We start from the raw sequence: 11,833 nt of genomic DNA on the forward strand, positions 1-11,833 counted from the left end.
CCATGTCCCGCACATCCGCACGGCGGTCCACGGGCGACCGCGCCACCCTGTATTCCGAGATCACCGACCGCATCATCGCCGAGCTTGAAGCCGGGCGCCTGCCCTGGGTCCAGCCCTGGGGGACGGATCAGGCCCGCTCGGCGGTCGGTCTGCCCCGCAACGCCGGCTCCGGCCGGCCGTACTCCGGGATCAACGTCCTGATCCTGTGGGGGGCCGTCATCGAGCGCAGCTATTCCGGCCAGGGCTGGCTGACCTTCCGGCAGGCCAAGGCGCTGGGTGGGTCCGTCCGCAAAGGCGAGCGCGGCACCACCGTCGTCTATGCCGACCGTTTCGTGCCCGAGGACGAACGCCGGCGTGCTCACGAGAACGGTGAAGACCCCCAGGCCATTCCGTTCCTGAAGCGCTTCACCGTCTTCAACACCGACCAGTGCGACGGCCTGCCTGAGGACATCGCCACCGCCGCGCCGCCGGTCCCCGAGGGCCTGATCCTGCCCCGCGCCGAGGCTCTGATCGCGGGCACACGGGTGGATTTCCGGATCGGCGGCAACCGCGCCTTCTACAACCCTTTGCACGATTTCGTGCAGGTGCCGCCCCCGCAGGCCTATTTCGAGCCGGTCAATTGGCACCGCACGGCACTGCATGAACTTGGCCACGCCACCGGCCACCGATCACGCCTCGACCGCGACATGTCCGGGTCCTTCGGCTCCCGCAAGTACGCCTTCGAGGAACTGGTGGCCGAGATCACGGCGGCCTTCACCTGTGCCGCGCTCTCCATCGTGCCGACCGTCCGCCACGCCGATTACATCGCATCCTGGCTGGACTGCCTGCGCGAGGACAACCGCGCCATCATCCGCGCCGCCAGCCAGGCCAGCAAAGCCGCCGACTGGCTGATGGCCTGCCTGCCCGAGGATGTCGCCGTCCCCGAGACCACGCCAGACGATGAGGAGGCAGCCTGATGCGAACGATTTCCACACCGGTGTTTCTGACCTGCGTCGTGATGGCGGTCATCTTTTTCAGCCTTTTTTGGGCCTTCTGGCCGCTCTCCAAGCCCCTGCCCATCGGCCCGGCAACCGTGCTGTCCGGCGATACGCTGGTCGTTCATGAGCGCGCCTTTCGCCTCGCCGATATCCACGCGCCGGCGCGGGCGCAGGTCTGTCGCGACCGCAACGGGCGCCCCTGGCCCTGTGGCGCCGAGGCCGTCGCCACCCTGCGCGAGGCCATCGGCGACTTCCCCGTATCCTGCGCCGTCCAGGGACCCGAACAGGACGGCGCCGCCCCCGCGCGCTGCGTCGTTCGTGGCGAGGATCTGGGCCGCACGATGCTGTTGGAGGGACTGGCGGTCGCCATCGGTCAACCGTCCACCGAATACCTGGGCGCCGAACGCACCGCCCGGTTCCTGCAAAAGGGCCTGTGGGACGATCCGGACCACACCGACGCCAACGCGTTGGCCAGGGGGAGGGACGGATCATGACGACGCTCGATCACCCGCGTATCGACTATGGCCTGATCGATCAGGCCCACGCTACCGCGGGCGGCCACCTCAGCATCGGCCGGGGCGGCTACACGCTGTGCTTCGCCGAGGGCGCCACCCTGTCGGGGTATCATTGCAAGCCCATGAAGGCCGCCTGCATCGGCGCCGGCCTGCCGGTCATCGACAGCCGGCCGGTGCCCTTCGACGCCGTCGTCCAGCTGGTCGTCCACGGTCCCATGATCGCGGTCGGCCGTCCCGTCTCTGCGCCACCGTGGCACGGGTTCGCCTATGCCCCGCTGCTCGACGTGGCCCGGGCCTACGCCGAGGCCGGAGCCGAGGTCTACAACGTGCCCGGCCTGACCGACAGCACGATCCGCCGGAGGTGAAGGGCCGTGGGGGTTTGCGTGACCGGTTTGTCAGGTCGGAGGGAGTCTCCGGCCGGCCGGTCACGGAGAACCGCCATGACGAGCCCATCCCGCAAGAGCGCGTCCCGCAAGGTGACCCTGAACGGAACGCGCGACATCCCCTTCAACGCGCTGGTCCTGTCCCAGGCCAACGTCCGCCGGGTCAAGGACAGCGTCTCCATCGAGGATCTGGCCGACGATATCGCCCGGCGCGGTCTGCTTCAGAGCCTGACCGTGCGTCCCATCCGCCAGGAGGACGGCACCGAGACCGGCACGTTCGAGGTGCCGGTCGGCGGCCGTCGCTATCGTGCCCTCGAACGGTTGGTCAAGCAGAAGCGCATGACCAGGACCGCACCCGTGCCCTGCATCGTCCATGACGACGGCCTGGCCGAGGAGGATTCGCTGGCCGAGAACGTCCAGCGCGTCGCCCTGCATCCGCTCGATCAGTTCCGCGCCTTCCAGGTCATGCGCGAGGCGGGGCTGACCGAGGAGGACATCGCCGCGCGCTTCTTCATCACCCCCACCGTGGTCCGGCAACGGCTTCGGCTGGCGTCTGTCTCGCCGCGCCTGCTGGACCTCTATGCCGAGGGCACTTTGGTCCTTGAGCAGTTGATGGCCTTCGCGGTCACCTCCGACCATGACCGCCAGGAGCAGGTCTGGGAGGCCCTGTCCCAGGGCAGTCACCGCCCGCCCCATGTCATCCGCCGCATGCTGACCGAGACCGCCGTGCGGGCTGATGATCGGCGCGCCCGGTTCATCGGCATCGAGGCCTACGAGGCCGCCGGCGGTCTGGTGCTGCGCGACCTGTTCACCGAGGACAACGGCGGCTGGCTGCAGGATGTCGGCCTGCTGGAACGCCTCGTTGCCCAACGCCTGACCACCGTCGCCGAGCAGGTCCGCGCCGAGGGCTGGCGCTGGGTCGAGGCGGCGGTCGACTTCCCCTACGGCCACACCAACGGCCTGCGCCGTCTGCCACGCGAGACCGCCTCCCTGACCGAGGCCGAACAGGCCGAACGCGACGCCCTGGTGGGCGAGATGGACGCCCTGTTGGCGGGGTATCCGGAACCCACCGAACTGCCCGAGGACGTCGACGCCCGTGTGGGTGAGATCGAGACCGCGCTGCAGGCGTTCGAGAACCGTCCGGCTGTGTTCGAGCCGGACCAGGTGTTCCGCGCCGGGGTCTTCGTCTCCATCGATCTCGACGGCGAGGCGCTCATCGAACGCGGCTTCGTCCGGCCCGAGGATGAACCGCCCGTGCCCGCGCCCGAGGCGGAGCCCGATGGGCAGGCCCCGGCGGCACCGGACGGCATCGAGGCACGAACAGGCGCTGTGGGGGCGATGCCCGAGGCCAACGCGTCGGGCGCCACCCAGACGGCGGATCCCGATCCGGATCCCATCGATGCTCCGCTGCGTCCGCTGCCGGACCGGCTGGTCACCGAGTTGACCGCGCACCGCACGCTGGCGCTCCGCGATGCGCTGGCCAGCCATCCTGACACCGCCTTCCTGGCCGTGCTGCACGCCCTGTGCCTGTCCACCTTCCACCGCCACGCCGTCGCAAGCTGCCTGGAAATCACCGGCCGGTCGGGGCCGCTGGCGGCGCAGGCGCCGGGCCTGAAGGACAGTACGTCGGCGCAGTCCCTCGACGCCCGCCAGGATGCCTGGATCGACCGTCTGCCCGCCGATCCGCGCGATCTGTGGGCGGCGTTGCAGGCCCTGTCGTCGGACGAGCGCATGGACCTGCTGGCCCATTGCGCCTCGCGCACCGTCAACGCGGTGGTCGAGCCCTGGAACCGTGTCCCTGCTCGCACCGACCACGCCGACGCGCTGGCCCGGGCGGTCGGACTGGACATGGTGGCCGCCGGATGGCGCCCGACGGTCGAGACCTACCTGGGCCGGGTGCCCAAGGCGCGCATCCTGGCCGCCGTCCGCGAAGCGGTGGGCGACGAAGCCGCCGACCGTCTCGTCTCGCTGCGCAAGGGCGAAATGGCGGCCGAGGGCGAGGCGCTGCTCGCCGAAACCGGCTGGCTGCCGGAGCCGTTGCGGACGCCCGAAGGGAGCGGGCCGGACGTTCCCGAAGCGCCGGACGCCGAGGCTGGCGGGGCAGACGAGGCCAACGAGGCGGCCGAGCCCGATGCCGATAACGGGGCGGAGGCGACGCCGGAGGACGGCGAAACGGCTCCCGTCCACGAACACATCGACGACGCCACCCGCGCTGCCGAATAGTCCGCATCCCTCACGCGGCCCGGTTCCGGTGTTCCCGGAGCCGGGCCGTTTCTCTGTCGGAGGGCTCCGCCATGTCCCTTCCCAAGATCGCATCCCGCTTGGCAGCCGAGGCCGAAGCCGTCTGCCGCACCTACCTTCCCGCCGGCCGGCGCCAGGGCGCCTACTGGCAGGTCGGCGATGTGCGCGGAACGCCCGGCCGAAGCCTCTATGTCCGCCTCACGGGGCCCCGCGCCGGAAAATGGACCGATGCCGCAACCTTGGAACGCGGCGATCTGCTCGATCTGATCGCCGCCAATCGGGGCCTGGACCTGCGCGCCGCGCTCGACGAGGCCACCGCCTTTCTACGCCTACCGCGCGATCCGCCGGCTATCGCCCGCGAGCCCGTTCCCGCCAATTCTATCGCCGCCGCGCAACGCCTGTTCGCGGCCTCCCGGCCCATCGCGGGCACCCTGGCCGCGCGCTATCTGGCCGAACGCGGCATCACTCTGCCCTGTCCCGAGCCCGCGCTGCGGTTCCATCCGCGCGCCTTCTGCCGGCCGGATGCCGGGATGACGCGGACCCAATGGCCGGCGCTGATCGCCGCCGTCACCGCAGCCGACGGCACGCTGACAGGCGTCCATCGCACCTTCCTCGACCCCGCCACCACCGGCAAGGCGCCCCTCGTTCGGCCGCGCCGGGCACTCGGTTTTCTGCTCGGCAATGGCGTCCGCTTCGGTGCAGCCGGCCCCGTCCTGGTCGTCGGCGAGGGTCTGGAAACCGTCCTCGCTGTGCGCTCGGTGCTGCCCGATTTGCCTGCCGTCGCGGCGCTGTCGGCGGCTCACCTGGGCGCGTTCGAGCCACCGCCCGGCCTGCGCCGCCTGTACGTGGCCCACGATGCCGACGACGCCGGCCTGCGCGCGCTTCAGCGTCTGATCGGCCGCCTCGAGCCCCGCGCCATCACCGTCCGTCCGCTGCCGCCGCTCGGCGCGGATGCCAACGCGGACCTTCTGGCGCTCGGCCCGCGCCGGTTCCGCGCGCGGGTTCTCGGCCACCTGGATCCGGCCGATGAGCCGCTTGCCCTCGGCAGGGCGTGAGCCGGAATCGGGGCGCCGGATCGGCGGGGACCGGCGGTCGCGGGCTGGAGTCTCCCCCGCTGGGGACCGCGCCGGCGGCCTTTCCATGTGGGGGATCTGCCGGAGGCCGGCCGGCGCCGCAAGGCGCGCTTCGCGCGTCCTCCTTCACTGCGTTACGGCCCGTTCGGGTGCGGCGCCGGCCTCTGGGCCTCCGGCGGGCGATCCCCGGAAAGGCCGCGATGGGCGCGGCCTCCAGCCAGCGGGAGAGCCCCATGATCCGCGACGTCCTGCCCCCAACCGACGATCCGCACGCCACCGCTTCTGCCACGGCCCACCTGCTCGAGGAACTCCAACTGCATGGCATCCGCCCGTTCCAGGACGAGCCCGATCCGCGCCCTATGCCCGACGCGGAGACCGCCGAAAGGGCCGTCACCGCCTGCCTGGACACCCTTGCCGACCTGTTCACCGGCACTCGCCTGGAGGACGACCTGGGCGATCTGCTGTGGTCCGTCGTCAACGCCTTCCACCGCCGCGTCGGCGCGCTCGACCGGGCGCTGGACACCAACGAACAGGCCCAGCGGCGCGCCCAGGCCGAACAGGATGGCAGCGAGGTGCGCTCCGTCGAGCTCGAGCGCCTGACCGCCGAGGGCATCGGCCTGATCGAACGCCGCAACGCCTTCGAGGCCTTCCGAGACACCGCCGCCGAGGCCTTCGAGGCCATCACCGGCGGCGCCTGGCGTCCGCGCGCCGGCTCACTCACCAACCGTCGGGCACTGACCGCAGCCGTCATCGACAGTCGGGATTTCCTGGCCGCCCGCCAGCGCGCCGACACCCAGGTGATGCTGCCGCCCGGTCCCCGCGTGGCCTTTGCCGGTGGCACGGCCTGCACCGATCACCGGCGCATCTGGACCGTTCTCGACAAGGTCCGCGACCGCCATCCCGACATGGTGCTGCTGCACGGCGGCGCGCCAAAAGGCGCCGAGCGCATTGCGGCCTGCTGGGCCGACCAGCGTGGCGTGCCGCAGGTGGTCTTCCGCCCCGACTGGTCCCGCCACGGCAAGGCCGCCCCATTCCGCCGAAACGAGCACCTGCTTGAATCGCTGCCCATTGGTGTTATCGTTTTCCCCGGCTCCGGCATCACCGACAACCTCGCCGACACCGGCCGGCGCATGGGCATACCGGTATGGAAAATCGGCCCGGAGGGCGGCGCATAAGCGCCGCCAAACGCGAGCGTCATAGCCGCTGACGGCATGGCCCTTCCGGCCGGGTTGGGGCCGTTTGCTGCCTGTCAGAATTGCGGACGTGAACAGGCGAAATCGGACGAAGCCAAAGCATTTTTTCCCAACCCAGCGCGCCTACATAGTCACGCTCGCCGTCACTTGCGCTCAGCCTTGGCCTTGTCGATCACATCATCCACGCGGGCGATCAACTTCTCCAACCCATCCACATCCGGCATGCCACCGGCAAATTCGTCTGAATTTGAATGACCTTCCAAGAGGCGGGAGGTATCGTCTTGCAGTGCGACAATTTCATCGGCGACATCGTCAGACCAGCGAATCTTTTTGACAGTGCTGAGCCTGATTTGTTCGTTCCAGCGCCGTACAGTGTCTTTGAACAGGTGGAAAACCACTACTTCCTCGATCGTTCGCCGCAGCGCGCCTGCGCCGCTCCGCACCAAGTCAACCTTATCGCGGCCATTCGCCTTTTTGGCGCGCGCTAAGAACTCTTTGGCCTTTGTGGTCTTTCGGTAGGCTTTAGTATTAGCGGGGGTCTCGTCGATATTCACATGACCGGGAACACCACCATGACATTCAACCCAATGCCCGCGAAAATCTTGACCAGCAGATTCCGCGTGCTCATAGAGCAAGGTCAAAAAAACTAAGTCATGCGTGAATATAATGACTTGCCGAACGCCAGCCTCTTCCGCGAGTCTCTTGGCAATGGCAATCTTACGCTGGTGATCCAATGAAGTCACGGGATCATCGAGCACAATAGCAGCGCTCGTAGGGTTGAGGTTAACCTCAGTGAGAAAATCTGCCAGCGATAGGGCACGCTGCTCCCCCTCACTAAAGATGTCATCAGGCTTGTAGCCACCTTTTGCTTTTAGGCCGCGAAGGGTCTTTCCTGCGCTACCCCGTGCTTTGAACTCAAACGGGAAAGAACAATCGAGTTTGCCGCACTCATCTTCGAGCCGCTCCTTATAGTTTGTCTCGATCAGCTTCTCAAAAACGGCTTTCTGCCGATCAGTGACGAAACGGGTGCTCGGACAAGAGCGCTCCGCCTTCTCAATCCACCTCAAGTCTTCCACGAAGGCAACTACATCGTCGATGTTTTTGCTCAGCACCTGCCTCTGCCGAAGGGTGATGTGCTCTGCCTTCAAGTCGGCGAGAAACTGGTCAAACTTGCCTTCGCGCAATGCGGCGGCCTGTGCCTCAATATCCGCCAGCGCTTTGCCAAGCGTTTTGTCAGGAACGGCAAGGCCACCGGTTGGGAGCGCGTCGTCCGCACCTTGCTCGAGAGCGACGACGAGCGCATTGCGCCGTTCGTCAAAGCTCGCAGAGGCGGCATCCATTTCGCAAACCAGCGCTGGGTTGATCTTGGAAAGGTCAGCGCGGATACGACTCTCTTCAGGCAGCAAAGTACAATCCAGCTCTCTAAGTCGAGCAATATGCCTATTCAGTTGCTCGTCGGCGGTCACGGCTGCCTTCCGCGCGTCATGGTCCAAAAACCCCCACATACGATTTATCAGCGTTGCGGATGGCGCGTCGAGCGGACGATGGCAGAGAAGACAGGGATCGCCTTCAGCCGGATAATTTTCGCCCTCGGTTTGCCCCAGCTTGCGGCTTGCGAGTACGAAGGCGTCCCAGTCGGTTGAGCCTGTCTGGTTCAACTGAGGGTGCGATACCGTTTCGCTTCCGGCTCTTACGGCCTCCAGCAATGCAGACTTGTGGCGGTCTAGTAACTCCAGCCCTTTTTCGCATGCGCCGTTGCCGAGTTCTGAAGCAAGATCCGTGATCTTCATATGAAGTGCTTCGATGTCGGCCTTTGCTGTCCCAAGCGCCCTGAGCGTTTCGACAGGAGATTTGGCCAGAAGCTCCTTTTCCTGCCGCTCCACCTCGTCCAATCGTTCCTTCTCAGCTTCACCAAAATTGGCGAGTTCCCGAAGCTCCTGGATATCTGACTTGGTGGACAGCGCGGCAATTTTGCCCGCGACGCGGCCCGAATCGGTGAAAAGCTGGTCGAACTTGTTCGGTTGCTTTTTCTTTTCGATGTCAGATTCAAGTTTTTGGGTGAGGCAGCCGATGGCACGAACGGCTTCGTCAAAAACGTCGAAACCTGCGGGCTGAAAGCCCAGCTCGTTTTCTTTAGACAAATGGATGCGTGCTACCGAGGAATCGAAAACGCTGACCCGCTTGAGATCGTCATTCTCCTCGCCGTCAGTGAAAGCAATGTCCTCGCCAAGACCGTTGCCACGATCGACTACGAACTGGGCGGTTGCTGGCGCATTGGGCGAATCATTATCGTAGATGTTGCGAATAATCTGCGGGCTGGAACGACTGAAGCAGGCACGTGAGAGAATGCGTGCGAAACCGCTCTTTCCAGAGCCATTGTGACCATAAATCACGGTTAGTTGAGGGCTGAAGGCGACATGCGACGCCTCAGGGATGGCGTTCACATTCTTCAGCGACTTCACCGCTTGTAGCGCTAGCGGCGTTGCCTCTGCTGCAGCGCGCCCAGTGACCGACGCCGGTACGTCCGGCAGGTCTTCGTCGCCATTATCAAGCTCCTTTTCCCGAAGAAAAAGTCGATAGGCGTCGTCAATGCGTTCATCAGAAAGGATACCGTCCCGCACCGCGTGGGAAATAATGTAGCGCTGCCAATCTGCGATGGACTTTCCCCAAGCGTTCAGCTCGTCCCAAATGCTGGTTTTCGGCAATTCTTCGCCAACCGCACGAGACACAACGGGTCTGCTGTCCGACACATGAATTTCGTCTACCATGTGAATTCCCCCATTTGCGACTCTAGATAACAACCGAGATCGAATTGACAGAAGTCGCCCCCCAACAAAATGCGTCTTGGGTGTGTCGCGCCCAAATGAAGGTGATCAAGCGTGCTTGAGCCAATGCCCGCTTCCAAGCGTTGCAGAGATAGGAACAGCCGGCAAAAATGGGCTCAAATGTTACGGTGATGAGTAATGCCCGTTTTGGGGTGCCAATGCATTAGTTTTCACACCAGGATGGTGGCGCCCGCGCGGCTTGGCCGCCGCGCGCCGGGCTCTCGTGAACCGAGCCGCCTTGCGGCGTCTCGTCCCTTCCGGCGTCGATCCCGTGGCGCAAGGAAGACAAAGGAAACTTGGGCGCGGTGCGGGTGGTAAGGACCGTTCGCGTCACCGCGATACCGGCGCACGGCAGGGCATCGTGAATGCCGGAATCAGCACCCACCGACTCCCGAGTCGGCCGTTGATTGCCCTGTCTTTGGGGCCGGCTTGACCCGCGACGGACGAGGCGGCTGGGCCGTTCAGGACGCGCGGATCGGTCCCAAGGCCGCGCGCTGGACCGCGAACGAGGCGTCTCCCTTGTCAGCGCCGGATGAAAACTCCCCATTTGTGGCGTTTGAAAATTCCCCACCCTGACGCAACCATCGCGTAACCCTGGGGGCGTGCCCCCAGGGTTACGCGAACGCCGCGCCCCCAGATTCCCCTCTTCAACAGAAGGGGCGGAGGTCGCGGTGGTCACACTTGGGGACGTTGTCATGATCCTTGATCTTCACCGGCAGGGCCTGAGTCTGTCGGCCATTGCCCGGCGCACCGGGCTCGACCGCAAGACAGTCCGCACATGCATCAAGCGTGGCCTGGAGCCGCCGGTTTACGCGCCCCGACCGCCGAGGGACCCCATCACCGCGCCCTGGCAGGACTATCTGCGCCAACGCCTTCAGGCCGTACCCGAGCTGACCGCCAAGCGGCTGCTGCGCGAGATCCGCGACCTCGGCTACAGCGGCGGCTATACCGCCGTGAAAGACTATGTCCGCACCGTCAGACCCGCCGCCAGTCCCGCCTTCGAGCGCCGGTTCGAGACCCCGGCCGGCCGCCAGGCCCAGGTCGATTTCGCCCACTTCCGCGCCACCTTCACCGACGAGCCGGGAACCGAGCGCGTGGTGTGGCTGTTCTCCTTCGTCCTCGGCCACAGCCGGTTCCTGTGGGGCCGCTTCGTCCCCCACCAGGACCTGCAGACGGTGCTGCGCTGCCTCGCCGCCGCCTTCAACGCCATTGGCGGGGGCCCCGAGCAGGTGCTCTTCGACCGCATGAAGACAGCCGTCCAGGGCGACGGTGATGAGGGCATCGTCTACAACAAGACCCTGCTGGCCTTCGCCGCCCACCACGGCTTCGTGCCCAAGGCCTGCCGGCCCTATCGCGCCAAGACCAAGGGCAAGGTCGAGCGGCCGTTCCGGTATGTCCGGCAGGACTTCTTCCTGGGCCGCACCTTCCGCACCCTTGAGGACCTGAACCGCCAGTTCGACCAGTGGCGGGAGGAGGAGGCCAACGCCCGTCTCCATGCCACGACCCGCCGCATCGTCGCCGAGCACTTCGCCGAGGAACAACCGTCCCTGAAGCCCCTGCCGGCCGGCCCCTTCCGCGCCGTGCTGAGCCTGGAGCGGCGCGTCACGCGGGACGGCATGGTCTCCGTCGGCGGCAACCTCTACAGCGTCCCCGACTGCACCCGGCGGCGCGCCGTGGAGGTCCACGTCCTGGCCGACGAGATTCGCATCCTCGAGGACGACACGCTGATCGCCAGCCATCCCGTGCTGGACGGCCGGGGGCTGCGCCGTATCGCCGATGGCCACCGCACGGCGCCGCCACCCTCCAACAGCCAGACCCCGCGCGATCCGCCGCCGGAGCCGATCGGCGTTGAGGGCAGCCGCGTGCCGCGCCGCCCGCTCGACGTCTATGCCGAGGTCGGGCGCCGACTGGCCGAGGAGGCGCGGCCATGACCACGACCGTGACCAACACCGTGACCACCACCGGCGCCGCATCCACCGTCGACAGCCTGCGGCGCCACCTGGTCGGCCTGAAGATGCCGCGCGCCCTGGAGATCCTCGACCATACCGTCCGCCAACTGGAGCGCGGCGAACTGGCCCCGCTGGAAGCGCTCGACGCCCTGCTGGCCGAGGAATACACCGGCCGCGAGGGCCGCCGCGTCAAAGCCGCCCTGCAGATGGCCCGGCTGACCACGGTCAAGACCCTGGCCGACTTCGACTTCTCCTTCCAGCCGTCGCTCGACCGCCATCGCATCCTCACCCTGGCCCAGCTCGAATTCATCGACCGCCACGAGGTGCTGCACCTGCTCGGCCCGCCCGGCACCGGAAAATCCCACCTCGCCCTGGCCTTGGGCGTCGAGGCGGTCAAGGCCGGCCGCAGCGTGTACTTCGCCACCCTGGCCGAGATCATTGGATCGCTCGCCAAGGCCGAGCGCGAGGGCACCCTGCGAGAGCGTATCCGCTTCCTGTGCCGGCCGGCGCTGCTGATCGTCGACGAGATCGGCTACCTCCCCGTCATCGCCGGCGGCGGCAATCTCTTCTTCCAGCTCGTCAATGCCCGATACGAACGCGGCGCCATGATCCTGACGTCCAACCGGGGCTTCGCCGAGTGGGGCGACGTCTTCGGCGATCCCGTCGTCGCCACCGCG

The 11,833-nt window shown here is 66.7% G+C and carries 9 protein-coding genes; 8 read left to right on the forward strand and 1 reads right to left on the reverse strand.

What is annotated here, in order from left to right:
- The first annotated feature begins 2 nt into the window (after window positions 1–2).
- The 6 genes from GHC57_RS14765 to GHC57_RS14790 all read left to right on the forward strand — a co-directional run bounded on the left by GHC57_RS14765 (window position 3) and on the right by GHC57_RS14790 (window position 6,364).
- Complete coding sequence (locus tag GHC57_RS14765) at window positions 3–956, forward strand: ArdC family protein (RefSeq protein WP_153345604.1); 954 nt, start codon at window positions 3–5, stop codon at window positions 954–956.
- The gene (locus GHC57_RS14770) at window positions 956–1,471 is read left to right on the forward strand and encodes a thermonuclease family protein (protein ID WP_153345606.1); all 516 of its coding nucleotides are present in this window, start codon (window positions 956–958) and stop codon (window positions 1,469–1,471) included. The genes GHC57_RS14765 and GHC57_RS14770 overlap by 1 nt, the downstream gene beginning before the upstream one ends.
- Window positions 1,468–1,857 carry a hypothetical protein gene (locus GHC57_RS14775; protein WP_153345608.1) on the forward strand — a complete coding sequence of 130 codons (390 nt, stop codon included), beginning with the start codon at window positions 1,468–1,470 and terminating at the stop codon, window positions 1,855–1,857. Before GHC57_RS14770 ends, GHC57_RS14775 begins: the two co-directional genes overlap by 4 nt.
- Window positions 1,858–1,932: 75 nt before the next feature.
- Window positions 1,933–4,098, forward strand: a complete 2,166-nt coding sequence (locus GHC57_RS14780; RefSeq protein ID WP_153345610.1) for a ParB/RepB/Spo0J family partition protein — start codon at window positions 1,933–1,935, stop codon at window positions 4,096–4,098.
- A gap of 71 nt (window positions 4,099–4,169) precedes the next feature.
- Window positions 4,170–5,171, forward strand: coding sequence for a DUF7146 domain-containing protein (locus GHC57_RS14785; protein WP_153345612.1), 1,002 nt, complete (start codon window positions 4,170–4,172; stop codon window positions 5,169–5,171).
- Window positions 5,172–5,422: 251 nt separating this feature from the next.
- On the forward strand, window positions 5,423–6,364 hold the full coding sequence (locus tag GHC57_RS14790) for a DUF2493 domain-containing protein (RefSeq protein WP_246152340.1): 942 nt from the start codon (window positions 5,423–5,425) through the stop codon (window positions 6,362–6,364).
- A gap of 161 nt (window positions 6,365–6,525) precedes the next feature.
- Here the strand turns inward: GHC57_RS14790 and GHC57_RS14795 are convergent, their stop codons facing one another.
- A complete protein-coding gene (locus GHC57_RS14795) occupies window positions 6,526–9,150 on the reverse strand; it encodes an AAA family ATPase (protein ID WP_153345615.1) in 2,625 nt (874 codons plus the stop codon).
- Window positions 9,151–9,878: 728 nt separating this feature from the next.
- On the opposite strand from GHC57_RS14795, the gene istA reads away from it, so the two are divergent.
- Both istA and istB read left to right on the forward strand, forming a co-directional pair.
- A complete protein-coding gene (gene istA, locus GHC57_RS14800; protein WP_170294903.1) occupies window positions 9,879–11,138 on the forward strand; it encodes an IS21 family transposase in 1,260 nt (419 codons plus the stop codon).
- Window positions 11,135–11,833 (forward strand): IS21-like element helper ATPase IstB (gene istB, locus GHC57_RS14805; protein WP_153345620.1); only part of this gene is annotated, 699 nt, incomplete at its 3' end. The genes istA and istB, both read left to right, overlap by 4 nt.

The sequence above is a fragment of the Roseospira navarrensis genome (assembly GCF_009601025.1).
Taxonomy (GTDB): domain Bacteria; phylum Pseudomonadota; class Alphaproteobacteria; order Rhodospirillales; family Rhodospirillaceae; genus Rhodospira; species Rhodospira navarrensis.